At 69.9% G+C, this 25,193-nt stretch carries 22 protein-coding genes; 7 read left to right on the forward strand and 15 right to left on the reverse strand.

Annotated features, from left to right (window positions below; genetic code table 11):
• Nucleotides 1-14: 14 nt before the first annotated feature.
• The 4 genes from ACFRIC_RS07780 to ACFRIC_RS07795 all read right to left on the reverse strand — a co-directional run bounded on the left by ACFRIC_RS07780 (nucleotide 15) and on the right by ACFRIC_RS07795 (nucleotide 4,219).
• On the reverse strand, nucleotides 15-1,655 hold the full coding sequence (locus tag ACFRIC_RS07780) for a cytochrome bc complex cytochrome b subunit (RefSeq protein ID WP_382781075.1): 1,641 nt from the start codon (nucleotides 1,653-1,655) through the stop codon (nucleotides 15-17).
• Nucleotides 1,652-2,728 (reverse strand): Rieske 2Fe-2S domain-containing protein, encoded by a 1,077-nt coding sequence (locus ACFRIC_RS07785; protein ID WP_382781078.1) that lies wholly within the window; start codon nucleotides 2,726-2,728, stop codon nucleotides 1,652-1,654. The genes ACFRIC_RS07780 and ACFRIC_RS07785 overlap by 4 nt, the downstream gene beginning before the upstream one ends.
• Nucleotides 2,725-3,534 (reverse strand): c-type cytochrome, encoded by an 810-nt coding sequence (locus ACFRIC_RS07790; protein ID WP_355765867.1) that lies wholly within the window; start codon nucleotides 3,532-3,534, stop codon nucleotides 2,725-2,727. The genes ACFRIC_RS07785 and ACFRIC_RS07790 overlap by 4 nt, the downstream gene beginning before the upstream one ends.
• A 64-nt stretch (nucleotides 3,535-3,598) precedes the next feature.
• On the reverse strand, nucleotides 3,599-4,219 hold the full coding sequence (locus ACFRIC_RS07795) for a heme-copper oxidase subunit III (RefSeq protein WP_328453310.1): 621 nt from the start codon (nucleotides 4,217-4,219) through the stop codon (nucleotides 3,599-3,601).
• Nucleotides 4,220-4,421: 202 nt separating this feature from the next.
• On the opposite strand from ACFRIC_RS07795, the gene ACFRIC_RS07800 reads away from it, so the two are divergent.
• Complete coding sequence (locus tag ACFRIC_RS07800) at nucleotides 4,422-4,823, forward strand: hypothetical protein (protein ID WP_382781082.1); 402 nt, start codon at nucleotides 4,422-4,424, stop codon at nucleotides 4,821-4,823.
• A gap of 85 nt (nucleotides 4,824-4,908) precedes the next feature.
• On the opposite strand, the gene ACFRIC_RS07805 is transcribed toward ACFRIC_RS07800, so the two are convergent.
• The 4 genes from ACFRIC_RS07805 to coxB all read right to left on the reverse strand — a co-directional run bounded on the left by ACFRIC_RS07805 (nucleotide 4,909) and on the right by coxB (nucleotide 9,401).
• Nucleotides 4,909-6,180 (reverse strand): Ig-like domain-containing protein, encoded by a 1,272-nt coding sequence (locus tag ACFRIC_RS07805; protein WP_382781084.1) that lies wholly within the window; start codon nucleotides 6,178-6,180, stop codon nucleotides 4,909-4,911.
• A gap of 130 nt (nucleotides 6,181-6,310) precedes the next feature.
• Nucleotides 6,311-6,709, reverse strand: a complete 399-nt coding sequence (locus tag ACFRIC_RS07810) for a cytochrome c oxidase subunit 4 (protein WP_355765877.1) — start codon at nucleotides 6,707-6,709, stop codon at nucleotides 6,311-6,313.
• Nucleotides 6,706-8,439, reverse strand: coding sequence for a cytochrome c oxidase subunit I (ctaD, locus tag ACFRIC_RS07815; RefSeq protein WP_382781088.1), 1,734 nt, complete (start codon nucleotides 8,437-8,439; stop codon nucleotides 6,706-6,708). The genes ACFRIC_RS07810 and ctaD overlap by 4 nt, the downstream gene beginning before the upstream one ends.
• Nucleotides 8,436-9,401, reverse strand: coding sequence for a cytochrome c oxidase subunit II (gene coxB / locus ACFRIC_RS07820; protein ID WP_382781091.1), 966 nt, complete (start codon nucleotides 9,399-9,401; stop codon nucleotides 8,436-8,438). Before coxB ends, ctaD begins: the two co-directional genes overlap by 4 nt.
• 298 nt (nucleotides 9,402-9,699) lie before the next feature.
• Between coxB and ACFRIC_RS07825 the strand changes: the two genes are divergently transcribed.
• Entirely contained in the window at nucleotides 9,700-11,082 is a 1,383-nt protein-coding gene (locus tag ACFRIC_RS07825) for a cysteine desulfurase/sulfurtransferase TusA family protein (protein WP_382781093.1), read from the forward strand.
• A 124-nt stretch (nucleotides 11,083-11,206) separates the two neighbouring features.
• Here the strand turns inward: ACFRIC_RS07825 and ACFRIC_RS07830 are convergent, their stop codons facing one another.
• Nucleotides 11,207-12,181, reverse strand: coding sequence for a carbohydrate kinase family protein (locus ACFRIC_RS07830; protein WP_382781096.1), 975 nt, complete (start codon nucleotides 12,179-12,181; stop codon nucleotides 11,207-11,209).
• Between the two features lie 133 nt (nucleotides 12,182-12,314).
• Here ACFRIC_RS07830 and ACFRIC_RS07835 point away from each other — a divergent pair, with 133 nt between their 5' ends.
• Together ACFRIC_RS07835 and ACFRIC_RS07840 are read left to right on the forward strand one after the other, a co-directional pair.
• Nucleotides 12,315-12,536 carry a hypothetical protein gene (locus ACFRIC_RS07835; RefSeq protein WP_326788238.1) on the forward strand — a complete coding sequence of 74 codons (222 nt, stop codon included), beginning with the start codon at nucleotides 12,315-12,317 and terminating at the stop codon, nucleotides 12,534-12,536.
• A 236-nt stretch (nucleotides 12,537-12,772) separates the two neighbouring features.
• Nucleotides 12,773-14,749 (forward strand): hypothetical protein, encoded by a 1,977-nt coding sequence (locus tag ACFRIC_RS07840; RefSeq protein WP_382781100.1) that lies wholly within the window; start codon nucleotides 12,773-12,775, stop codon nucleotides 14,747-14,749.
• A gap of 138 nt (nucleotides 14,750-14,887) precedes the next feature.
• Here ACFRIC_RS07840 and erpA read toward each other — a convergent pair whose 3' ends face one another.
• Entirely contained in the window at nucleotides 14,888-15,244 is a 357-nt protein-coding gene (erpA, locus tag ACFRIC_RS07845) for an iron-sulfur cluster insertion protein ErpA (protein WP_037623995.1), read from the reverse strand.
• A 334-nt stretch (nucleotides 15,245-15,578) separates the two neighbouring features.
• Between erpA and nadA the strand changes: the two genes are divergently transcribed.
• Nucleotides 15,579-16,763 (forward strand): quinolinate synthase NadA, encoded by a 1,185-nt coding sequence (gene nadA, locus ACFRIC_RS07850; RefSeq protein WP_382781102.1) that lies wholly within the window; start codon nucleotides 15,579-15,581, stop codon nucleotides 16,761-16,763.
• 214 nt (nucleotides 16,764-16,977) lie between these two features.
• Here the strand turns inward: nadA and ACFRIC_RS07855 are convergent, their stop codons facing one another.
• The 5 genes from ACFRIC_RS07855 to ACFRIC_RS07875 all read right to left on the reverse strand — a co-directional run bounded on the left by ACFRIC_RS07855 (nucleotide 16,978) and on the right by ACFRIC_RS07875 (nucleotide 23,475).
• A complete protein-coding gene (locus ACFRIC_RS07855) occupies nucleotides 16,978-20,115 on the reverse strand; it encodes an efflux RND transporter permease subunit (protein ID WP_382781105.1) in 3,138 nt (1,045 codons plus the stop codon).
• A gap of 156 nt (nucleotides 20,116-20,271) precedes the next feature.
• The gene (locus ACFRIC_RS07860) at nucleotides 20,272-20,946 is read right to left on the reverse strand and encodes a response regulator (protein WP_382781108.1); all 675 of its coding nucleotides are present in this window, start codon (nucleotides 20,944-20,946) and stop codon (nucleotides 20,272-20,274) included.
• Nucleotides 20,943-22,238, reverse strand: coding sequence for a sensor histidine kinase (locus ACFRIC_RS07865; RefSeq protein WP_382781111.1), 1,296 nt, complete (start codon nucleotides 22,236-22,238; stop codon nucleotides 20,943-20,945). The genes ACFRIC_RS07860 and ACFRIC_RS07865 overlap by 4 nt, the downstream gene beginning before the upstream one ends.
• Before the next feature lie 134 nt (nucleotides 22,239-22,372).
• The gene (locus ACFRIC_RS07870) at nucleotides 22,373-22,651 is read right to left on the reverse strand and encodes a hypothetical protein (RefSeq protein WP_382781114.1); all 279 of its coding nucleotides are present in this window, start codon (nucleotides 22,649-22,651) and stop codon (nucleotides 22,373-22,375) included.
• Between the two features lie 29 nt (nucleotides 22,652-22,680).
• The gene (locus ACFRIC_RS07875; protein ID WP_382782721.1) at nucleotides 22,681-23,475 is read right to left on the reverse strand and encodes a PspA/IM30 family protein; all 795 of its coding nucleotides are present in this window, start codon (nucleotides 23,473-23,475) and stop codon (nucleotides 22,681-22,683) included.
• Nucleotides 23,476-23,720: 245 nt separating this feature from the next.
• Here ACFRIC_RS07875 and ACFRIC_RS07880 point away from each other — a divergent pair, with 245 nt between their 5' ends.
• Both ACFRIC_RS07880 and ACFRIC_RS07885 read left to right on the forward strand, forming a co-directional pair.
• Nucleotides 23,721-24,347, forward strand: coding sequence for a DUF3043 domain-containing protein (locus ACFRIC_RS07880; protein WP_382781117.1), 627 nt, complete (start codon nucleotides 23,721-23,723; stop codon nucleotides 24,345-24,347).
• Nucleotides 24,348-24,430: 83 nt separating this feature from the next.
• Entirely contained in the window at nucleotides 24,431-25,132 is a 702-nt protein-coding gene (locus ACFRIC_RS07885; protein WP_382781120.1) for a class I SAM-dependent methyltransferase, read from the forward strand.
• Nucleotides 25,133-25,193: the final 61 nt, after the last annotated feature.

The following is a 25,193-nucleotide window of genomic DNA, read 5'->3' on the forward strand; positions in this document are numbered from 1 at the left end:
CGAACTGCCGGGGATCAGTGGTGGCCGTGGCCGCTCGCGATCTCCTTGTACTCCTCGACGGTGGGCTTGGGGATCTGGCCTTCCTCCCCGTAGAAGCCCTGGCTCATCTTGGCGCGCAGCTTCTGCGTGCCCGAGACCTTGCGCTCGACACCGTTCTCGTCGACCGTCGGGCCGATCTCGGCCGGCTTGTACTGCTCGTGCGCGGTGAGCGTGTGCAGCGCGTCCTGGCTGAGCGGCTCGTGGACCTCGATGAACTCACCGTGCGGCAGGCGCTTGATGATGCCCGACTCGCGGCCGTGCAGCACCTTGTCCCGGTCCCGGCGCTGGAGGCCGAGGCAGACACGCTTGGTGGCGATGAAGGTCAGCACCGGCACGACGAAGAACGCGATCCGGACGAACCAGGTGATCGAGTTGATCGACAGGTGGAAGTGCGTGGCCCACAGGTCGTTGCCGCCACCGATGAGCAGGACGAAGTACCAGCTGATCCAGGCGGCGCCGAACGCGGTCCGGGTCGGGACGTTGCGCGGACGGTCCAGGATGTGGTGCTCGCGCTTGTCGCCGGTGACCCAGCCCTCGATGAACGGGTAGACCGCGATCGCGACCAGGACCAGCGGGAAGATGACCAGCGGGATGAACACACCCAGGACGAGCGTGTGACCCCAGAGGTTGATCTCCCAGCCCGGCATGACGCGGATCAGGCCCTCGGAGAAGCCCATGTACCAGTCGGGCTGGGCGCCGGTGGACACCTGGTCCGGACGGTACGGGCCCAGGGCCCAGATCGGGTTGATCGAGGCGATCGCCGCGATGGCCGCGATGACACCGAAGACCAGGAAGAAGAAGCCTCCGGCCTTGGCCATGTAGACCGGCAGCAGCGGCATGCCGACGACGTTGTTGTTCGTCTTGCCGGGACCCGCGAACTGCGTGTGCTTGTGGTAGAAGACCAGGATCAGGTGGCCGACGACCAGGCCGAGCATGATGCCCGGCAGCAGCAGCACGTGCACCGCGTAGAAGCGGGCCACGAAGTCGCCGCCCGGGAACTCTCCGCCGAACAGGAAGAACGACAGGTACGTGCCGACGATCGGCACGGACAGGATCGCGCCCTCCATGAAGCGGACACCGGTGCCGGAGAGCAGGTCGTCCGGCAGCGAGTAACCGGTGAAGCCGGTGAACATGCCGAGGACGAACAGCAGGAATCCGAAGACCCAGTTGATCTCACGGGGCTTGCGGAACGCACCCGTGAAGAACACGCGCATCATGTGCACGAACATGCCGGCGAGGAAGATCAGCGCGGCCCAGTGGTGGATCTGACGGATCAGCAGACCACCGCGCACATCGAAGGAGATGTGCATGGTCGAGTTGAACGCCTCGGACATCAACTGGCCCTGCAGCGGGACGTAGCTGCCGTGGTACTCCACCTCGTTCATCGACGGGTGGAAGAACAGGGTCAGGTACACACCCGTGAGGATGATGATGATGAAGCTGTAGAGGCAGACCTCACCCAACATGAACGACCAGTGGTCGGGGAAGATCTTGCGCATGTTGGACTTGGCCAGGGAGTAGATCCCGAGACGGCCGTCGGCCCAGTCGGCGACCCGCTCACCGGCGGGTGCCTTCTCGCGCGAGGAGCGCGAGTCGGGGGTGGTGGTAGTGCTCATCCGCGCTCCCAGAATGCAGGACCGACGGGCTCCTTGAAGTCGCTGAGCGCTTCGAGGTAGCCCTCAGCGTTCACGCCGATCTGCAGCTGAGGCAGGGCGTGACCGGCCGGGCCGAAGATGACCCGAGCACCGTCGGAGAGGTCGAAGGTGGACTGGTGGCACGGGCACAGCGCGTGGTGCGTCTGCTGCTCGTACAGGGAGATCGGGCAGCCGACGTGGGTGCAGATCTTCGAGTACGCCACGATGCCCTGGTAGGACCACTCGAGTTCCTGCTTGTCCTTGATGTCCTCCGGCTGGAGCCGGATGATCATCAGGGCCGCCTTGGCGATCTCCTTCTGGAAGTCCTCGTCGTGCTCCTCCAGGCCCTCGGGCTTGGCGAAGGTGAGCGAACCGACGGCCAGGTCCGAGGGACGCAGCGGCTCGTTGGTGTTCATGTTGACGAGGAGCTTGCCCTTGGACCACAGCGTGTGGCGCAGCTTCGTGCCGGGCAGCGGGCCGAGGTCGCGCAGCAGCATGACGCCGGAGAGCGGGAACAGGGCCAGCGCGCCGAACATCGTGTTGCGGATCAGCTTGCGGCGGCCGAGAGCGGACTCCCGGGCGCCGTCCTTGAAGTCGGCCAGGACCTTGGCCTTGACCGCGGGCTCCGCCTCGATCGGGTGACGCTCGTCGGCGATCTCCACGTCGGACATCAGGGTGCGGGCCCAGTGGACCGCGCCCGCGCCGATCGAGAACAGCGCCACGCCGAGGCACATGCCCAGCGCGAAGTTCAGCGCGCTGATGTGCCCGAGCGGGAACACGAAGATCGACTTGTCGTTCGGGATCGCCACGTAGGAGGCGATGAAGCCGACCGTGGCCACCATCGACAGCACGAACAGCAGGGCGACCAGACGCTCGGACCGCTTGGCGGCCCGCTCGTCGATGTCCTGGATGCGGTGCTCGTGGGGCGGGAGCCCCGGGTCCGCGAACGGGTTCTGCTCGTCCGCGACGGCTACCGGACCGTGACCGTGACCTGCGTGGTCGTCGGAGGCCCGCTCGGCGGGCACGTTCTCTTCTGGAATGTCTTGGCTACTCATGACTTCTTGGCCTTTGCGGTCCGAGCGGCGACCCAGACGGCGACGGCGATCAGGGTTCCGAGACCGAAGACCCAGCCGAACAGGCCCTCACTGACCGGCCCGAGGCCGCCCAGCTCGAGACCGCCGGGGCTCTCGGTGTTGTCACCGTTGACCGCGTCGAGGTACGCGATGATGTCCTGCTTGTTCTTCTCCGTCAGCGTCGTGTCGGGGAAGGACGGCATGTTCTGCGGGCCCGTCTGCATGGCCTCGTAGATGTGCTTCGGGTCGACACCCTCCAGGCTCGGCGCGAACTTGCCGTGCGTCAGCGCGCCGCCCTTGCCGGTGAAGTTGTGGCACTGGGCGCAGTTGGTACGGAAGAGTTCACCGCCCTTGGCGATGTCCGCGCCCTCGGGGCTGACCTGGTTCTTGGTCGGGATCGCGGGGCCGGCGCCGAGCGAGGCGATGTAGGCCGCGAGCTGGTCGATCTCGGCCTGGGTGTAGATCACCTTCTTGCGCGGGATCTGAGCGCCGGGCTGCTGGGCCGGCATACGGCCGGTGCCGACCTGGAAGTCGACCGCCGCGGCGCCCACACCCACCAGGCTCGGCCCGTCGGAGCTGCCCTGACCGCCGGTGCCGTGGCAGCTTGCGCAGCCCACGGAGTACAGCTTCTGGCCCTCGGTGATACCGAGGGACTGGGCGGTTTCATCGGCCTGCGCCTTGCCCGCGGGTGCGAACGCGGCGTACAGCCCCCCGGTGGCCGCCAGCGCGAGGAGTAGGACGACGACCGCCGCCAGCGGATGGCGTCGTCGTGCGGAGAGCTTTTTCACGGATTACCCCGGTGTCAGGATCTTCTGCGTCGGTGCTTCTGGATGTTTCGGGCGGTGGGCCCGATTACTTGATCAGGTAGATCGTGGCGAAAAGGCCGATCCAGACGACATCGACGAAGTGCCAGTAGTAGGACACGACGATGGCGGCGGTCGCCTGCTCGTGAGTGAACCTCCGAGCCGCGTAGGTGCGACCGAGGACCAGCAGGAAGGCGATGAGTCCGCCCGTCACATGCAGTCCGTGGAAGCCGGTGGTCAGGTAGAACACCGAGCCGTACGGGTCGGAGGAGAGCGAGAGCCCGTCCTTCTTGACCAGTTCGGTGTACTCGAAGACCTGACCGCCGATGAAGATCGCACCCATGATGAAGGTGACGATGAACCACATCCGGAGCTTCTTCACGTCCCCGCGCTCGGCGGCGAAGACGCCGAGCTGGCAGGTCAGGGAGGAGAGCACCAGGATCGTGGTGTTCGTCGCCGAGAACGGAAGGTTCAGGCTCGAGGCCATTTCCTTCCAGTGATCCGGCCCGGTCACCGATCGCAGGGTGAAGTACATCGCGAAGAGGGCCGCGAAGAACATCAGCTCGGAACTCAGCCAGATGATGGTTCCGACGCTGGTGAGGTTCGGCCGATTGACCGACGGGTGCGCGTGCCCGGTTTCTACTGTCGTTGCTGTCGCCACGACCGACATTATGTCGGTCGCTTATCCCGCCCTCACGCCGGGGGGTGCCGTTCGGGGTGTTGACCGGGTGTGTCCAGCCCGGATGGACCATCGAAGCCGTGTCCGAACCGGTGTTGACGAGGTGTTCAAGGGAGTAGCATCCGCGCATCGGGCAGGGGACGATCAGCCCGACCGCACGATGTCCGTACGACGCTGACGTCTCGGAGGAAGAATGCAGCCGACCGCCACGGTGCTGGTCTACAGCGACGACTCCAACACCCGCGCGCAGGTGCGGCTCGCCACCGGGCGCAGGCCCGCCCCGGACGCTCCCCTCGTCGAGTTCGTCGAGTGCGCGACACCGGACGCCGTCATCAGGGAGCTCGACAAGGGCGGCATCGACGTCTGCGTCCTGGACGGCGAGGCGGTTCCGATGGGTGGCATGGGGGTGTGCCGGCAGATCAAGGACGAGATCTTCAACTGCCCGCCCGCGCTCGTGCTCATCGGGCGCCCGCAGGACGCCTGGCTGGCCACCTGGAGCCGCGCCGACGCCGCGGTGACCCTGCCGGTCGACCCGGTGGAGTTCGCCGCCTCACTGGCCTCCCTGCTGCGTCGCAGGAACCTCCAGAGCGCCTGAGCGTCCCGCGCCCCGCCAGGGCCTGTCCGCATCCCTCACGTCGTCCCACGGCGGAGGACCGGCGGACAGGCCGCGGGGCGCGGTCTCACACGCTCTCAGGGCGCAGTCTGGCGCGCTGGGCAGGGCTGGGGGCGTCCGGGGAACCGGCCACCAGGGCGCTGCCCTCGCGCCAGTTCTTCCAGTCGAGGTTCCAGTCGCCGAAACCGTTGCCGAACGCGTCCATCGTCTTGCCGTCGGAGTTGACGACCTTGACTATGTCGCCCTCGTTGAACGTGTTGAAGAACCACTCGGCGTTCTCGGTGCTCATGCCGGTGCAGCCGTGGCTGACGTTCGCGTATCCCTGGGAGCCGGTCGACCAGGGCGCGGCGTGGACGTACTCGCCGCTCCAGGTGACCCGGGTCGCGTAGCGCACCTCCAGGTCGTAGGAGTCGGAACTGCCCTCGGCGATGCCGATGCTGGTACCGCGCATCCGTACGAGGGCCTCCTTCCCGAGCACGACCTTGACGCCGTTGCGCGTGTCGAAGCCGGGCTTGCCCGTGGTGACGGGGATCTCCTTGATGTCCTGGCCGTTGCGGTAGACGGTCATGGAGTGGGTGGCGGCGTCGGTCAGGGCGACCAGGCTGTCGCCTGTGGTGATCTTCACGGTCTTGGCGTCGCCGCCCCACAGGCGTTCGCCGATCCTGATGCCGGCGAGGTTGCTGTGGGCCGTGACGCTGGCGTGGGCGGGCCAGTACTCCTTGGGGCGGTAGTGCAGCGTCTTGTCGTCCACCCAGTGCCAGGCGCCGTCGACCGCGGGGACGGAGTCGACCCTGAGGGCGCGTTCGACTATGGTGCGGGCCGCCTTGTCCTTGACGGGGGCGCTGAGTTCGGCGGTTATCGGCTGGCCGACGCCGTACCTGCCCGTCTTGGGCCCGAACTCCACGTTCAGCAGCTTCTTCGTCTTCGGCGTACTGGTGTCGAAGCCGATGACCTTGCGGCCGGGGGCGCCGTCCTCGTCCTCGGTGCTGACGTGCACCGTGTAGTGGGCGCCCGCGGCCAGCGGTGAGGTGCTGTGCCATCGGCGGCCGTCGGCGGCCAGTTCGCCCGCGACATAGCGCCCCGACGCGTCCGTGGCGGTCACGTCGGTGATGCGCCCCTCGTCACTCTCTGAGGTGATTTCCAGGGGCTTGTCGGGGTCGATCTTGGTCTGCTTCTTGCTGTCCTCGGAGAGGCCCTTGAACGAGATCTGTCCCGCCGCGTCGTACGGCTTCGCCGAGAGCGGGTGGTCGTCGGAGCCGCAGGCGGCGGCGCCCGCGCCGAGGGCGACCACCAGCGCGGTGCAGCTGACGACCGTGCGGATTCGCGGTGAGTGATTCATGAGTCCACGCTATGGACGCCCGTCAAGCACGGCGCGCCGGGTGAGCCGAGCGAGGGACACAAGTCGCGGCAAACGAGGGAGCCCGGACTCTCCTGACGGAGTGTCCGGGCTCCCGGGCGTTCAGCGCGTGCTACTGGGTGCGGTTCTCACCGTGGTAGTACTCGAAGACCCAGCCCCACAGGCCGAGCATGATCAGCGGCGCCGAGAAGTACAGCAGCCACCAGCCGAAGACGACGCCCAGGAAGGCGAGCGCGCCACCGGTGCCGAGCGCGAGCGGCTGCCAGCTGTGCGGGCTGAAGAAGCCCACCTCGCCGGCCTCGTCCGCGACGTCGGCCTCCTTGTCGTCCTGCGCCATGGCGTCGACCCGCCGGGCCGTGAAGGCCAGGTAGTAGCCGATCATCATGCTCAGGCCGAAGCCCATGAAGAGGGCCGTGGTGCCGGCCGGCTCCTTGGACCAGACGCCGTAGACGATCCCCATGATGAGGATGAACAGCGCCAGCCAGATGAACATCTTGCCTTGGACCTTCACTTGCCGGCCTCCTTTCCACCAGGAAGGGCCGACGAGCCGTGACCGGCGGTCTCGAGCTGTTCGAGAGCGGCGATCTCGGGGTGGTGCAGGTCGAACGCCGGGGATTCACTGCGGATCCGCGGCAGGGTGAGGAAGTTGTGCCGCGGCGGCGGGCAGGAGGTCGCCCATTCGAGCGAACGGCCGTAGCCCCACGGGTCGTCGACCTCGACCTTCTTGCCGTACTTGGCCGTCTTCCACACGTTGTAGAGGAACGGCAGGATCGACAGGCCGAGCAGGAACGAGCTGATCGTCGAGACCGTGTTCAGCGCGGTGAAGCCGTCGGCGGCGAGGTAGTCCGCGTAACGACGCGGCATGCCCTCGGCACCCAGCCAGTGCTGCACCAGGAACGTGCCGTGGAAGCCCACGAACAGCGTCCAGAAGGTGACCTTGCCCAGACGCTCGTCGAGCATCTTGCCGGTCATCTTCGGCCACCAGAAGTGGAAGCCGGAGAACATCGCGAACACCACGGTGCCGAAGACGACGTAGTGGAAGTGCGCCACCACGAAGTAGGAGTCGGACACATGGAAGTCCATCGGCGGCGAGGCCAGGATGACGCCGGTCAGACCACCGAAGGTGAAGGTGATCAGGAAGCCGACGGCCCAGAGCATCGGTGTCTCGAAGGACAGCGAGCCCTTCCACATCGTTCCGATCCAGTTGAAGAACTTCACGCCGGTCGGTACGGCGATGAGGAACGTCATGAAGGAGAAGAACGGGAGGAGGACGCCACCGGTGACGTACATGTGGTGCGCCCACACGGTCACGGAGAGACCCGCGATCGCGATGGTCGCGCCGATCAGGCCCATGTAACCGAACATCGGCTTGCGCGAGAACACCGGGATGACTTCGGAGATGATGCCGAAGAACGGCAGGGCGATGATGTACACCTCTGGATGGCCGAAGAACCAGAAGAGGTGTTGCCAGAGCAAGGCTCCGCCGTTTGTCGCGTCGAAGACGTGCGCACCGAATTTACGGTCCGCCTCCAGGGCGAACAGCGCCGCCGCGAGGACGGGGAAGGCCAGCAGCACCAGAACCGCGGTGAGCAGGACGTTCCACACGAAGATCGGCATACGGAACATCGTCATGCCGGGAGCGCGCATGCAGATGATCGTGGTGATGAAGTTGACCGCGCCGAGGATCGTGCCGAAACCGGAGAAGGCCAGACCCATGATCCACATGTCGGCGCCGATGCCCGGCGAGCGGACCGCGTCCGACAGCGGGCTGTAGGCGAACCAGCCGAAGTCGGCCGCGCCCTGCGGGGTGAGGAAACCGCCGACCGCGATCGTCGAGCCGAAGAGGTACAGCCAGTAGGCGAACATGTTCAGCCGCGGGAACGCCACGTCGGGCGCGCCGATCTGCAGCGGCATGATCCAGTTCGTGAAACCGGCGAAGAGCGGCGTCGCGAACATCAGCAGCATGATCGTGCCGTGCATCGTGAACGCCTGGTTGAACTGCTCGTTCGACATGATCTGCAGTCCCGGACGCGCCAGCTCGGCGCGCATCAGCAGCGCCATGACGCCGCCGACCAGGAAGAACGCGAACGACGTCACCAGATAGAGCGTGCCGATCGTCTTGTGGTCGGTGGTGGTGAGCCACTTGACCACGACACTGCCGGGCTGCTTGCGCCGCACCGGCAGCTCGTTCTCGTACGAGTCTTCGGCGGCGGCACCCTGGGGTTCGTTGAGGATGCTCACAGGTTGTTCGTCTCCCGGTTCTTCTCGTGGCCCGTCTGCTCAATGCCGGCCGGGACGTAACCGGTCTGTCCCTTCGCCGCGAGCTCCTTGAGGTGGGCCTCGTAGCGCTCGGGGGAGACGACCTTCACGTTGAAGAGCATCCGGGAGTGGTCGACGCCGCACAGCTCGGCGCACTTGCCCAGGAAGGTGCCCTCACGGTTGGGGGTCACCTGGAAGGAGTTGGTGTGGCCCGGGATGACGTCCTGCTTCATGAGGAACGGCACCACCCAGAAGGAGTGGATGACGTCCCGCGAAGTGAGGATGAACCGGACCGTCTGACCCTTGGGGAGCCAGAGGGTCGGACCCGGGTTGCCCGTCTGCGGGTTCTTCGTGGCGGGCGTGCCGACGTCGTAGACACCGCCGGCGTTCGCCGGGAAGTCTGCCTTGAACCGGTCCGGAATGGCGGCCAGGTTCGGGTCGGTCTTGGCGTTCCCGGAAGAACCGGGGACGTCCTCGATGTAGTTGAAGCCCCAGCTCCACTGGAAGCCGACCACGTTGACCGTGACGTCGGGCTTCGGCTTGAGGCTGAGAAGCTTCGTCTCGTCGCGTGCCGTGAAGTAGAACAGCACCGAGACGATGATGAGCGGGACCACCGTGTACAGCGCCTCGATGGGCATGTTGTACCGGGTCTGCGGAGGAACTTCGACCTTGGTCCGGCTGCGCCGGTGGAAGATGACGCTCCACAGGATCAGGCCCCAGACCAGCACGCCCGTGGCGAGCGCGGCCGCCCACGAGCCCTGCCAGAGGGAGAGGATCCGCGGAGCCTCCTCCGTGACCGGGGTGGGCATACCAAGGCGGGGGAAGTCTTCCCAGTTGTACGAGCAACCAGTGGCTGTCGCCAGGACCAGGCCCGCAGTCATTGCCTGCAGCAGCTTCCGCCGCATCGGGCGCCGCGGCGAGCGGTCGGAGCCGTTGGGACTCACGTAGCGCCTTCCCGAGAGTCTCGCCCGCGCTGTTGGCTGCGGCCTTCTCGCTGGTCGGTCGCCGCCCTGCGTCGGGCAGGGGTTTGGATGTTTATGCGGACCAAACCCTACTGGACGCTATTTGGGGTCGCGCGGGGAGGGTGCCCAACGCGCCGCCCGACTCCCCGAAGGAGTGCTGTTTGGCCTTCAAGGCCTTGTCAGAGTACCTGGAATGCCCCGGTCCGGATGGCTTCTGACGCCCCCTTGGGAGGGCCGGCGGCGGGCGGGCGCGGACCCTGACGGAGCTAGCGTGGGGGGCGTGTCCTACTTCGACGCCGCCTCCGCGGCCCCGCTGCATCCCGTCGCCCGGCAGGCCCTGCAGGCCTCGTTCGACGAGGGGTGGGCCGATCCCGCCCGCCTCTACCGCGAGGGAAGGAGGGCCCGGCTGCTCCTCGACGCGGCGCGTGAGGCCGCGGCCGAGGCGGTGGGCTGCCGCCCCGACGAGCTGGCCTTCACCAGCTCCGGCACCCGCGCTGTGCACTCCGGGATCGAGGGTGCGCTGGCGGGCCGGCGGCGCGTCGGACACCACCTGATCGTGTCAGCGGTCGAACATTCGTCGGTGCTCCATTCGGCGGACGCGCACGAGGCGTCGGGCGGCGCGGTGACCCGCGTTCAGGTCGCGCGCACCGGAAGGGTGTCCCCTTCCTCCTACGCCGAGGCCCTGCGCCCGGGCACCGCGCTGGCCTGTCTCCAGTCCGCCAACCACGAGGTGGGCACGGAGCAGCCGGTGGCCGAGGTGGCACAGATGTGCCGGGAGGCAGGAGTGCCGCTGCTGGTGGACGCGGCCCAGTCCCTGGGCTGGGGCCCGGTGGAGGGCGACTGGTCCCTGTTGGCGGCGAGTGCCCACAAATGGGGTGGTCCCTCGGGCGTCGGCCTGCTCGTCGTGCGCAAGGGCGTACGGTTCGCTCCCCAAGGGCCCGTGGACGAGCGGGAGTCGGGGCGGGCGGCCGGGTTCGAGAACATCCCGGCGATCGTCGCCGCGGCGGCCTCGCTGCGCGCCGTCCGGGCGGAGGCGGCGCAGGAGGCGGCCCGGCTGCGCGAACTGACGGAGCGGATCCGGGCGCGGGTGCCCGCGCTGGTGCCGGACGTCGAGGTGGTCGGCGACGCGGTCCACCGGCTCCCGGGGATCGTCACCTTCTCCTGTCTCTATGTCGACGGGGAGACTCTGCTGCACGAACTGGACCGGGCGGGCTTCTCGGTCTCCTCGGGCTCGTCGTGCACGAGCAGCACCCTGACCCCCAGCCATGTCCTGAAGGCGATGGGTGTCCTGAGCGAGGGCAATGTCCGCGTGTCGCTGCCGCCCGGCACCCCGGAGGAGGACGTCGACCGGTTCCTGTCGGTGCTCCCGGGGGCGGTCTCGGGCGTCCGCGAGAAGCTGGGTGCGCCGACGGCGGTGACGAAGGTGCCCGCCTCCGCCGACGCGCTGGTGGTCGACGCGCTGGGCAGGCGCTGCCCGATCCCCGTCATCGAGCTGGCCAAGGTCATCGGGGACGTGCCGGTCGGCGGGACGGTGCGGGTCCTGTCCGACGACGAGGCGGCCCGCCTCGACATCCCCGCGTGGTGCGAGATGCGGGGCCAGGAGTACGTCGGGGAGGAGCCGGCCGATCACGGCTCGGCCTACGTGGTCCGCCGGCTGTCGTAGCACCGCACCGCGAACCGGGCCCCCGGCCTCCGCGGAACCGGGCGGGCCCGCCTCCTCCGGACAGGGCTCCGGGCCCGCTCCCGTCGGACGGAGGCGGGCCCGGACCCGGGGTCTGCGGCAGGGTCTAGGACAGGTGCGCCCGGACCTCGGTGGCGGCGTCGTCGCCGTACGCCTTGGTGAAGCGGTCCATGAAGTGGGCGCGGCTGAGCTGGTACTCCTGCGTGCCGACCGTCTCGATGACCAGGGTGGCGAGCATGCAGCCGACCTGCGCGGCGCGCTCCAGGCCGACGCCCCAGGCGAGGCCGGAGAGGAAGCCGGCGCGGAACGCGTCACCGACGCCCGTCGGGTCCGCCTTGAGCTCCTCCTCGGGGCAGCCGACCTCGATCGGGTCGTGGCCGACGCGCTCGATACGGACACCGCGCGAGCCGAGGGTGGTCACCCGGTGGCCGACCTTGGCGAGGATCTCCTCGTCGGTCCAGCCCGTCTTGGACTCGATGAGCCCCTTCTCGTACTCGTTCGAGAAGAGGAACGTCGCGCCGTCGAGCAGGACCCGGATCTCGTCGCCGTTCATGCGCGCGATCTGCTGCGAGAAGTCGGCGGCGAACGGGATCCCGCGCGAGCGGCACTCCTCGGTGTGGCGGAGCATCCCCTCGGGGTCGTCCGCTCCGATCAGGACGAGGTCGAGACCGCCGACCCGGTCCGCGACGGCCTTGAGCTCGATGAGGCGGGCCTCGCTCATCGCGCCCGTGTAGAACGAGCCGATCTGGTTGTGGTCGGCGTCCGTGGTGCACACGAAGCGCGCGGTGTGCAGCACCTCCGAGATGCGCACGGACGCGGTGTCGACGCCGTGCCGGTCCAGCCAGGCGCGGTACTCGTCGAAGTCGGAACCGGCGGCTCCGACGAGGATCGGGCGGGTACCGAGCTGACCCATGCCGAACGCGATGTTCGCGCCGACCCCGCCGCGCCGGACATCGAGGTTGTCGACCAGGAAGGAGAGGGAGACCGTGTGCAGCTGATCGGCGACCAACTGGTCGGCGAAACGGCCGGGGAAGGTCATGAGGTGGTCGGTGGCGATGGAGCCGGTGACTGCGATACGCACGGCTAGGACACGCTCCTGCGAGGGGAGGGGATTGACAGTTAACGCTACCGGGTCCGCACGCGACCCCTGAAGGGCCAAAACTACCCGATAGTAGATCTTTCTTCGTGACGGCAACGGTGCTTACGGTTCCGGTATGACGAACCTCAAGGTCCATGGCACCGCCCCGCTCGGCCCGGTCGGCGACCTGGAAGGCGATCTGGCGTCGCTGCGCGGCGACTGCGCCCGGATGGCCGGTCACTGGTCGGCCCCCGCACCCGTCCCCCCGCTCCACGTCTCCCCCTCCCTCATCCACGGGGTGACCGTGCCGCCCGCCTCGGCGCGGTTGCTGGACGCGATGTCCGACTACGGCGACTGACCGGCGGCGTCCGTACGGCGCCGCCGTACGGGTGAGGGCCCGGCGGCGCCGAACGGGTGAGAGTTTCCCGGCGGCGCCGACCGGGCGAAGAAGGAGTGCGCTCGCAGGGAACCGTGCGCTCCCCCGCTGCGTCCCATCGCCGTCCCCCGTAAAAGGGATGCGCCATACGACCCTGGAGTGCCCGTCATCGACAGGGCCGGGTCATGGGACTGCAGTGGAGCCGAAGGAGCGATGCGGTGAGCACCGAGCGACCCGACAACGACGCGACCGATCCCGCCGGGAGTCACGCCGAGGGTCCCGCCGAGAAGGCGGCCGAGAACACCGCCGAGGCCGCCCCGGAGAACACCACCGAGGTTCCCCCCGGGGAGCGGGCCGAGGACACCGCTGCGGATTCAGTCACCGGCAGGGTGACGGACTCCTCCGGCGGCGGGACCGAGGTTCCCGTCGAAGGCGAGGCCGGCGAGGCGGTCGAGGGTGCCGCCGACGTGGCCGCTCCCGGCGCGCGCGACGCCGACCCCGGCTCCGACCCCGAGTCCGAGTCCGACCCCGAGTCCGGCTCCGGCTCCGGCTCCGGCTCCGGCTCCGGCTCCGGCTCCGGCAAGGACTCCCCCGATTCCGCCGCTCTCCCCGAGGGTTCCGGGGACGGTCGGGACGGGGACGAGCACCCCGACGTCGCCGTCCTCGGGGGTGACGCGGGGGCCGGTGGGGGCCGTCGGCGGAACACCCCGGCGCTCGTCGCCTCGGTCGTCGCCGCCGTGCTGCTCGTCGGGGGCGGCGGCGCCTACTTCGCCACGACGGCGTCCGGCGGCGACCGCTCCGGCACCCCGGGGGCCGACGGCACTCCCCCGCCGCTCGCCCTCGACGGCTACGCCGCGAGCACCACCGGCGACGGGTCCACGGGCGGTACGGCGGGCATCGCGCCCGGCGAGCCCAACCCCTACGGCACCACCTACCGCGCGAGCGGCACGCTCCCCGAGGGCCCCGGCTCGGCGCACGTGCAGTGGGCCGAGGGCAAGGTGACCCGGACCGAGGTGGCGCGGCTCGCGAAGGCCCTGGGCCTGGCGGGAACGCCCCGGCTCGCCGGGGACGCCTGGACGGTCGGCACCGCCAAGGACGGCACCGAGCCGAATCTGCGGGTGACCGCGGACGCCCCGGGAACCTGGACCTACAGCTCCGCCCTCCCGGGAGGCGACAACTGCGTCAAGGTGACGGTGTGCGGCCCGGCGGGCTCCGGCTCCGCGTCCGGTTCCGCGTCCGGCTCCACGCCCGGCCCGGTGAGCGAGGCGGCGGCCGAGAAGGCGGCGGCGCCCGTGCTGAAGGCGGTGGGCCAGGACGACGCGAAGCTCGACGCGAGCCAGCTCATGGACCGGGTACGGGTCGTGAACGCCGACCCGGTCGTGGACGGACTGCCCACGTACGGCTGGACGACCGGCCTGCGCATCGGCGCGGACGGTCATGTCGTGGGCGGCAGCGGCCAGTTGAAGACTCCGGTGCGCGGAGACGCGTACCCGGTCGTCGGCGCGCGGAAGGCGCTGGACGCGATGAACGGATCGGCGCCGGCGACGGGCGGCGACCGGCGCATGGGCATCGGCGGCTGCGCGAGCCCCGTACCGCTGAAGGACCGGGACGAGATGCCGTGCGAGCACCCGTCCCCGGAGCCGAAGGCGCAGACGGCGACCGTCGAGAAGGCCACCTTCGGGCTGGCGGCGCAGCGCGCGGACGGGCGGCAGGCACTGGTGCCGTCCTGGCTGTTCGAGGTGCGGGCCCCGGGCGCGCAGGACACGTACACCGTGACGCACCCGGCGGTCGACCCGGCGTTCCTGGCCTCGCCGGAGTCGCCGGCGCCGCCGAGCACGGACCCGACCGTCCCGGCGCCGCCCGGCGAGCCTTCCGCACCGGCGGCCACGCGTGACGTCGGCGTCCAGGGCTACACCGCCGACGGCAGGGACCTGACGGTCGGCTACACCGGCGGGGTGTGCGCCCACTACACGGTGTCGGTGAGCGAGAGCTCCGGCAAGGTCACCGTGACCGTGACGGCGAAGCCCTGGAAGAACAAGGTCTGCATCATGATCGCCAAGTTCTACGAGAAGACCGTGCGCCTGGACGAGCCGCTGGGCCGCCGCGAGGTCGTGGGCAGCGACGGCAAGGCGGTCCACCACGGGCTCGTCGCCGTCCCCGGGGCCTCGGGAGCGGCGTCGGCGGGCCCCCGGTAGCGGCCTGCCGGTCCCGGGCACGCGAAGGCGTCCCGGACATGCGAAGGCGGCGTCCCCTCACAGGGGGACGCCGCCTTCGTTCGTACTCCGCGTGTACGTGCCTTCGCCACGAGCCGTGGACCGGGCCCCGGGGGCCGACTAGCTGAAGGAGTCGCCGCAGGCGCAGGAGCCGGTCGCGTTCGGGTTGTCGATCGTGAAGCCCTGCTTCTCGATGGTGTCGACGAAGTCGATCGAGGCGCCGCCCAGGTACGGGGCGCTCATGCGGTCGGTGACGACCTTCACACCGTCGAAGTCCTTCACGACGTCGCCGTCGAGCGAGCGCTCGTCGAAGAAGAGCTGGTACCGCAGGCCGGAGCAGCCGCCGGGCTGAACGGCGACGCGCAGCGCCAGGTCCTCGCGGCCTTCCTGGTCGAGCAGGGCCTTGACCTTGGCGGCGGCGGCGTCGGACAGGATGATGCCGTCGTTCACGGTGGTGGTCTCGTCCGATACGGACATCTGCTTCTCTCCCGGGTTGTACGGAGACTGCTTGCCGCAGGTTGCAACCCGCGGGGCCGCGGATTCATTCCGGGCCGAGCTCATGTCTTGTGCCTTCTCTTCATGCTCGCACATGCGCCCGCGCACGAACACCGGCCTGTGGACAACCCCACGGACACCGGGGTGTCACCCGCCGGAGAGGCGACCGGGATTCACGTCACATGGACGCTATGGCCATCGTCAACGTGACGTGAAGCGGTTATGATAGATAGCGTCAAATAGACGAAAAGGCATCGTACCGCCGGCCCGCTCCACCAGGAGCCCGGCGACCCGCAGAACAGAAAGGGTGCGTGTCGTGACCACCGCCCAGACCCAGGAGCTCGACGTACAGCCGACGCCCCTCGCCCTGCTGCTGCTCGGCCGCCAGGCCGACCCGAAGAGCGAGCGGGGCGTCGAGTGCCCCGGCGACCTGCCCTCGCCGTCCGACCCGGACCTGGTCGAGCGCGCGCGGGCGGCCAAGGAGAAGCTCGGCGACAAGGTCTTCGTGCTCGGACACCACTACCAGCGCGACGAGGTCATCCAGTTCGCTGACGTCACGGGTGACTCGTTCAAGCTGGCCCGCGACGCGGCGGCCCGCCCGGAGGCCGAGTACATCGTCTTCTGCGGTGTGCACTTCATGGCGGAGTCCGCCGACATCCTGACGGGCGACGCCCAGAAGGTCGTCCTGCCGGACCTCGCCGCGGGCTGCTCGATGGCCGACATGGCCACCGCCGAGCAGGTCGCCGAGTGCTGGGACGTCCTGACCGAGGCCGGCATCGCCGAGCGGGTCGTTCCCGTCTCGTACATGAACTCCTCCGCGGACATCAAGGCGTTCACCGGCAAGCACGGCGGCACGATCTGTACGTCGTCGAACGCCCAGCGCGCCCTGGAGTGGGCCTTCGAGCAGGGCTCGCAGGTGCTGTTCCTGCCCGACCAGCACCTCGGCCGCAACACCGCCGTCCGCGACATGGGCATGTCCCTGGACGACTGCGTGCTCTACAACCCGCACAAGCCGAACGGCGGGCTGACCACGGAGGAGCTGCGCGGCGCGAAGATGATCCTGTGGCGCGGCCACTGCTCGGTGCACGGCCGCTTCAGCGTGGACTCGGTGAACGACGTGCGCGAGCGCATCCCCGGCGTCAACGTCCTCGTGCACCCCGAGTGCAAGCACGAGGTCGTCGCGGCGGCGGACTACGTCGGTTCCACCGAGTACATCATCAAGGCCCTGGAGGCCGCCCCGGCCGGGTCCAAGTGGGCGATCGGCACGGAGCTGAACCTCGTACGGCGTCTCGCGAACCGGTTCGCGCCCGAGGGCAAGGAGATCGTCTTCCTCGACAAGACGGTCTGCTTCTGCTCGACGATGAACCGCATCGACCTTCCCCACCTGGTGTGGACCCTGGAGTCCCTCGCCGAGGGCAACCTGGTGAACCGCATCGAGGTCGACAAGGAGACCGAGGCGTTCGCGAAGCTGGCGCTGGAGCGGATGCTGGCGCTGCCGTAGCCACCGCCGCTCCCCCGCGCACGACATCGAAGAGGCGCCCCTCGGACCGAGGGGCGCCTCTTCGATGTCACCCCTCTTCGCCGTCACCCCGCTCCGCCGTCACCCCGCTCCGCCGTCATGCGCTCCCTCTTCACGCCGCCGCGCCCGGCCGGACAGCGCGCGGCCCCCGCCCCGGCGCGTGAACGCCGGGGCGGGGGCCGCCTCGTGGAACCGGTCAGACTCCGGCCGGCTCCGGGGACTTGTCCTCGTCGCCGACGGCACTCTTGTCGGTGCCCGCGCCGGACTTCGCCTCGCGCTTGGCCGCCCGCTTCTTCGCCCTGCGCTCCTTGCGGAGTTCGAGCATCGCGTACAGCGTCGGGACGAGCAGCAGCGTCAGCAGCGTCGACGTGATGAGACCGCCGATCACGACCACCGCGAGGGGCTGCGCGATGAAGCCGCCCTCACCGGTCACGCCCAGCGCCATCGGCAGCAGCGCGAAGATCGTCGCCAGCGCCGTCATCAGGATCGGGCGGAGCCGGTGCCGGCCGCCCTCGATCACGGCCTCGACCACGCCGTAGCCCTGCGCCCGGTACTGGTTGACGAGGTCGATCAGGACGATCGCGTTCGTCACCACGATGCCGATGAGCATCAGCATGCCGATCATCGCCGGAACACCCATCGGGGTGCCCGTCACGACGAGCAGGCCGATCGCGCCGGTCGCCGCGAACGGGATCGACACGAGCAGGATCAGCGGCTGGACGAGCGAGCGGAACGTCGCCACCAGCAGCATGAAGACGATCGCGATCGCCGCGAGCATCGCCAGGCCCAGGTTCTTGAACGCGTCGCTCTGGTCCGAGGAGACACCGCCGATCGACGCCGTGGCACCGGCCGGCAGCTTCAGCTTCGCGAGCTTGGCCGTCAGGTCGTTGCTGACCGCGCCGGTGTTGTCGCCGGTCGGCCTGGCGGTGATCGTGGCGGCCCGCTGGCCGTCGATCCGGGTCATCGCGACCGGTCCGTCGACCAGCTTCACGTCCGCGATGTCGCCGAGCTTGACCGCGCCGAGCCGCAGCCCGCGCAGCTCCGCGATCGTGGTGACCGGCTTCGCGGACTTGATCACCACGTCGCGCTCGGTGTCGTCCAGGACCGCCTTGCCGGTGGTCGTGCCGCGCACCGCCTGGGTGACGGCCGCGCCGAGGGTGGCGTCGTTGAATCCTGCCGCCGCGGCCTTGGAGTTGGCCTTGACCGAGATGCGCGGGACGCTCTGGGACAGGTCGCTCGTCACGTCGGTGACGCCGTCGAGCTTCGCCACCTCGTCACGGACCTGGCCGGCCGCCTCGCGCAGCACGGCCGCGTCGGCCGCCTTCACGACGACCTTGAGGTCCTGGCTGCCGAACCCGTCGCCGGCCGCGACGGTGATGGTGCCGGCGCCGGAGAGCGTGCCGAGCTCCTTCTCCACGCGGTCCTGGACGTCCTTCGAGGACGCGGAGTCCTCCAGCATGATCTGGTACGACGCCTGGTTGGTGTCCGTACCGCCGCCGAAGGCCGCCATGAAGCCGGAGGAGCCGATGGTGACCTGGTAGTCCTTGACACCCTTGACGCCGTCGAGGAGCTTCTCGACCTTCTTCGCCTGCGCGTCGGTCTCGGCCAGGCTGGTGCCCGGCTTCAACTGCTGCTTGACGCTGAGGACTTCCTGCTCGCCCTGGTCGAAGAAGTTGGTCTTCAGCAGGGGCGCCATGCCGAACGTGCCGACGAGGATCGCGACCGCGATGAGCACACTGGTCAGCCTGCGGCGGGTGGCGAAGCGCAGGACCGGGACGTAGAAGCGCTGGAGACGGCTGCGCTCCTCCTTCTCCTCGGCCTTGCGGCGGGCCTCCTCGGCGTCCGCGGGGGTGCCCTTGGGCGCGCGCAGGAACCAGTACGAGAGCACGGGGACGACCGTCAGCGACACGAGCAGGGACGCCAGCAGCGCCGCCGTGACCGTGAGGCTGAAGGAGCCGAACAGTTCGCCGACCATGCCGCCGGTCAGACCGATCGGCAGGAAGACGGCGACCGTGGTGAGCGTCGAGGAGGTGACCGCCCCGGCCACCTCGCGAACGGCGGTGAGGATCGCCTCCTGGCGCTCCTCGCCGTAGCCGAGGTGCCGCTTGATGTTCTCCAGGACGACGATCGAGTCGTCGACGACCCGGCCGATCGCGATGGTGAGCGCGCCGAGCGTCAGCATGTTCAGCGACAGGTCACGGGTCCACAGCACGACCAGGGCCAGCACCACGGACAGCGGGATGGACACCGCGGTGACCAGCGTCGAGCGGACCGACGCCAGGAACAGCAGGATGACCAGGACCGCGAACAGCAGACCGAGGGCACCCTCGGTGGTCAGCCCGTGGATGGACTTGGAGACCGCCGGGCCCTGGTCGCTGACGACGGTGATCGCCGATCCGGCGCCGAGGTCGGCGCGCAGGCCGGGGAGCTTGTCCTTGACCGCGTCGGAGATGGCGACGGCGCTGCCGTCGTGGTCCATGGTGACGGTCACGGCGAGACTCGGCCGGCCGTCGGTGCGCGTGATGGAGTCGGCCTTGGCCGGCTCCTGCGCGACCGTGGCGACGCTGCCGAGGCGCACCGGCTTCTTGCCGGGCTGTCCCACGACCATCAGGTCCTGGATCTGGCGCAGCGAGGTGAAGCCGCCGCCGACGCGCACGGTGCGGTTGCCGCCGTCCTCGTCGAAGGAGCCGGCCGGGACGGTCGCCCCGCCCGCCTGGAGTGCCTGGCCGAGGGCGGCCGGCGTCAGGCCCGCCTTCGCCAGCTTCCGGTCGTCGGGCGTGACGGTGACCTGGAGGTCCCGCACACCGGCGACCTGGACCCGGCCGACGCCGTCGATGCCCTCCAGGGAGGGGACGACGGTGCGGTCGAGCCGGTCGGCGAGCGCCTGCTGGTCCTGGCCGGAGGTGACGGCGAGGACGACGGTCGGCATGTCGTCGGTCGAGCCGGCGATGACCTGCGGGTCGACCGCGTCGGGGAGCTGGGCGCGGGCCCGGTTGACGGCCTGCTGGACGTCGGCGACGAGCTGCTTGGTGTCGTTGCCGTAGTCGAAGGACGCCATGATGACGGCGTTGCCCTCGCTCGCGGTGGAGGTGACACCGGTGATGCCGTCGACGGCCTGGAGGCTGTTCTCGACGGGCTCGACGACCTGCTTCTCGACCACGTCGGGAGACGCACCCTGGTACGGCGCGAGCACCGACACCACGGGCAGTTCGATGGTGGGCAGCAACTGCTGCTTGAGCTGGGGGATCGCTATCGCCCCGAAGACGAGCGCGATGATCGACATCAGCCCTATGAGGGCCCGCTGCGCGAGGCTGAATCTGGACAGCCAGGACATGGGTGGTGGGTCTCTTTTCCGTGGTTCGAGCGGAACGCGGGGGACGGGGGAACTCCCCACGTCACACCTTGGGTCATGGACGGGCGGTGATCCGTAGCCCCTGGGTCCATTTCCTTACCCGGAACCTACTCCAGGCGCAGTACGCGCAGATGACGCTCAGTCCACCCGGGGGCGTACCAGCCCCGACTCGTACGCGATGACGACGAGCTGGGCCCGGTCACGGGCGCCGAGTTTGGCCATGGCGCGGTTGACGTGCGTCTTCACCGTGAGCGGACTCACTTCGAGACGCTCGGCGATCTCGTCGTTGGAGTGGCCCGCGGCGACCTGGACGAGGACCTCGCGCTCGCGCCCGGTGAGCGCGTCGAGCCGCGCGGAGCGGGCGGCGCCGGGCTCGTCGTCGTCCCGCGCGAGGAACCGGGCGATGAGGCCCTTGGTGGCGGCCGGGGACAGCAGCGCCTCGCCGCCGGCGGCGATCCGGATGGCGTTCAGCAGTTCCTCGGGCTCGGCGCCCTTGCCGAGGAACCCGGACGCGCCGGCGCGCAGCGACTGCACGACGTACTCGTCGACCTCGAAGGTGGTCAGCATCACGACGCGTACGTGGGCGAGGCCCGGGTCGGCGGTGATCTGGCGGGTGGCGGCGAGTCCGTCGGTGCCCGGCATCCTGATGTCCATCAGCACCACGTCGGCCCGCTCCTCGCGGGTCACCGCCACGGCCTGGGCGCCGTCGGCGGCCTCCCCCACGACCTCCATGTCGGGCTCCGAGTCGACCAGCACGCGAAAGGCGCTGCGCAGCAGCGCCTGGTCGTCGGCGAGCACGACACGGATCGTCATACGGGGTCCCCCAGGGCGGTGGCGCGGTTCTTGACCGGAAGGATCGCATGGACGCGGAAGCCGCCTCCGTAGCGGGGACCGGCCGTGCAGCTCCCGCCGATCGCGGTGACGCGCTCGCGCATGCCGAGCAGCCCGTGGCCGCCGCCCTCCTGCGGGCCGGTGTCCGCTCCGGTGCCGGGGCCGTTCCCCTCCGCTCCCGGTCCGCTCTCCTGTCCCGGGAGGGTCTCTCCGCCGGGGCCGTGTCCCGGGCCGCTGTCGAGGACGGTCACCTCCACCACCGGCCCCACCCGGACCACGCTGACCTCGGCCTTCGCGCCCGGGCCGGCGTGCTTGCGCACATTGGTCAGGGCCTCTTGGATCACCCGGTACGCGGCGAGGTCGGCGGCCGCGGGCAGCACCGTTCCGGAGTCGGAGCGGGCCACCTCGACGGGGAGTCCCGCGTTGCGGAAGGTGTCGGCGAGCTCGTCGAGCCGGGCGAGCCCGGGGGCGGGCTCGGTCGGGGCCTCGGGGTCGCCGGACTGACGCAGCAGGCCGACGGTCGCACGCAGTTCGTTCAGCGCGGACCGGCTCGCCTCCCGTACGTGGGCGAGGGCCTCCTTGGCCTGGTCGGGGCGCTTGTCCATGACGTGGGCGGCGACTCCGGCCTGCACGTTGACGAGGGCGATGTGGTGGGCGACGACGTCGTGAAGATCGCGGGCGATCCGCAGCCGCTCCTCGGCGACCCGGCGGCGCGCCTCCTCCTCCCGGGTGCGCTCGGCCCGCAGGGCGCGTTCCTTGATCGCGTGGACGAAGGCGCGCCGGCTGCGGACGGCGTCACCGGCCGCGGCGGCCATGCCGGTCCAGGCGAAGACGCCGAGGTTGTCCTGGGTGTACCAGGGCAGCGGCCCGGCGAGCATGGCGACCGCCGTCAGGACGGTCATGGTGACCAGGCCGACGCGCCAGGTGGTGGGGCGGTCGGTGGACGAGGCCACGGTGTAGAGGGCGACGACGGCGGACATGGCCACCGGGGCGCGGGGGTCGGCGGTCACCAGCTCTACCAGGGAGACGCCGACGGTCGCCGCGAGGACCTTCATGGGGGCGCGGCGGCGGAAGACCAGGGCCGCGGCCGCGAGCCCCATCAGGGCGAGGCTGAGCGCGTCCGGGGTGCGGGCGCTCCAGGTCGTCCCGTCGGCACCGTGCGCGTCGACGAAGGAGCCGGCCACCATGCTGACGAGGACGCCGCCGGCGACGGCGGCGTCCAGGGCGAGGGGGTGGTCCCTCAGCCAGTCCCTCGTACGCTCCAGGGTGCTCATCCGGTCCACGGTACGGGGCGCTGCGGGACGGGGGACCTGTCGGTACGGCACCACTGTGGGCGCGGCCCGGCTCCCGGCCCGGGCACGGACCGCCCCCGGCGTCCCACGGGACGCCGGAGACACGCGGGCAGGGGTCAGCCGGGGATCAGGCCGTCGTCGCGGAGCATCTCGCGGACCTCTTCGAGGGTGGCGTCCGGAGACGGGAGGATGAGCTCCGACGGCTCCAGCGAGTCGTCGGGGAGCGGGGTTCCCGCGGCGCGCACCGCGTCCAGGAGGGCGGCCAGAGTGCGGCGGAAGCCGGACTCGTCACCCCTCTCCATCTCGGTGAGCAGTTCGTCGTCCAGCTTGTTCAGGGTGGTGAGGCGGCCGTCGTCCAGCCTCACCTGCCCCTCCCCCATGATCCGTACGATCATGTCGCCTCCTCAGGCATGGGCCCGCCAGGTCACTGCTTGTCGAAGCGCGGAGTGTCCTGCTGCTGCGAGGGCTGGGACTGGCCCTTGCCGCCCTCGATCGCCTGCTGCTGCGACGAGGAACCGCCGGCCAGCTCGGCCTTCATGCGCTGCAGCTCGAGCTCCACGTCCGAGCCGCCGGAGATCCGGTCCAGCTCGCTCTGGATGTCGTCCTTCGCCAGCCCGGACTGGTCGTCCAAGGCACCGGAGGCGAGCAGCTCGTCGATCGCGCCGGCCCGCGCCTGGAGCTGCGCGGTCTTGTCCTCGGCGCGCTGGATGGCGAGCCCCACGTCGCCCATCTCCTCGGAGATGCCGGAGAAGGCCTCGCCGATCCGGGTCTGTGCCTGGGCCGCCGTGTACGTCGCCTTGATCGTCTCCTTCTTCGTACGGAAGGCGTCGACCTTGGCCTGAAGGCGCTGTGCCGCGAGGGTGAGCTTCTCCTCCTCGCCCTGCAGGGTCTGGTGCTGCGTCTCCAGGTCGGTGACCTGCTGCTGGAGCGCGGCGCGGCGCGAGAGCGCCTCACGGGCGAGGTCCTCGCGGCCGAGGGCGAGGGCCTTGCGGCCCTGGTCCTCCAGCTTGGTGGACTGGTTCTGGAGCTGGTTGAGCTGCAGTTCCAGCCGCTTGCGGCTGGTCGCCACGTCGGCGACACCGCGCCGGACCTTCTGGAGCAGCTCGAGCTGCTTCTGGTAGGAGTAATCGAGGGTCTCGCGCGGGTCCTCGGCCCGGTCAAGGGCCTTGTTCGCCTTCGCGCGGAAGATCATCCCCATACGCTTCATGACACCGCTCATGGGCTTCGCGCGCCCCCTTCTGACGGACTCCAGCTCCAGGTACTGCAACAGGACCCACAGTACGGGCCCTGCATCCATTACCGCACTGTTCGGGGACGGATGCGCTCATCCCCAAGGACGACTGCGCCCGCCCCCGCTCCGGCGTGAGGAGTAGGTGGCACCCGGGGGGAACCCCGGAACGACGTCCCCTCTGTCCAGCACAGACGCACGGTGTTGCCGGATCGTTCCCCACTCGATCGACGTCCATGCTCGCGGACCCCGTACCCTTGGGTTTTGTGTTCCGTAGCCGTGCGAAGGAAGAGAAGGCCCCCGCCGACAAGGCGCCGGTGACCGACTCCAAAGTGACCCGTGACCCTCAGGCCCCCAAGGGCCGCCCCACGCCCAAGCGCAGTGAGGCCCAGACCCAGCGCCGCAGCGTCGCCCAGACGCCGACGACGCGCAAGGAGGCCGCGAAGCGCCAGCGCGACGACCGCCGTACGGCGATGGAGCGGCAGCGCCAGGCCCTCGCCAACGGGGACGAGCGGTATCTGCCCGTGCGCGACAAGGGCAAGGTGCGCCGGTTCGCGCGCGACTACGTGGACTCGCGGCTGTGCGTCGCCGAGCTCTTCCTGCCGCTGGCCGTGATCATCCTCATGCTGAGCGTGGTGCCGGTCGCCATCCTGAAGAACGTGGCGCTGCTGCTCTGGCTGGTCGTCATCGTGATGATCGTGGTCGACTCGTTCGTCCTCGCGTTCCGCCTGAGGAAGCAGCTCAACGAGCGCTTCCCGGACGAGAACACGAAGGGCGCCGTCCGCTACGCGCTGATGCGCACGCTCCAGATGCGTCGACTCCGGCTGCCGAAGCCGCAGGTCAAGCGCGGAGAGCGGCCCTGAGCACTACGTCGTTCTCCGGGGGCGCGGCGGATGCCTGGCTGAGCAGGCTGGGCGGGCTGCGGGATGTCGTACGACAGGAACTGGTGGCCCGGCAGCTCGATGAGCAGATAACCGGGCGGTATCCGGTGGGACAGCGCCTGCGGGTGCTGGACGTCGGGGCGGGCCAGGGCACACAGGCCCTGCGCCTCGCGCGGGCCGGCCACCAGGTGACGGGTCTCGAACGGGACGCCACGATGATGTCCGTGGCCCGTGAGGCGCTGGCCGCCGAGCCCGAGGGCATCCGCGGCCGGGTGCGCCTCATCGAGGGCGACGGGCACGAGACCGGTGTGCACTTCCTGCCGGGCAGCTTCGACGTCGTGCTGTGCCACGGCGTCCTGATGTACGTCGAGGAGCCGGACGCCCTGCTGGCCGGGCTGGCGCGGATGCTGGCCCCGGGCGGACTGCTCTCGCTGCTGGTGCGCAACGCGGACGCGCTGGCCATGCGGCCGGGGATCGGCGGGGACTGGCCGACGGCCCTGGCCTCGTTCGACACGACCGCGTACACGAACCGGCTCGGTCTCGACGTCCGCGCGGACCGTCTCGCCACGCTGACCGGCACGCTCGCCGGGATCGGGGCCCCGCTGCACGCCTGGTACGGGGTGCGCGTCTTCACGGACACGGCGGCCGACGGCGCCCCGGTGCCGCCGGACGCGGAGGCGATGCTGGCCGCGGAGGAGCGGGCCGGCCGGACGGACCCCTACCGCCAGGTGGCGGCCCTCCTGCATCTGTGCGGAGTACGGGGCTGAGCGTGCCCCCGCCGCCGGTGTCGCCCGCACGGGTGCCGCGGTGGGCGGCGGCGGGTTGCCG

The organism is Streptomyces sp. NPDC056738 (genome assembly GCF_042790435.1).
Lineage (GTDB): Bacteria > Actinomycetota > Actinomycetes > Streptomycetales > Streptomycetaceae > Streptomyces.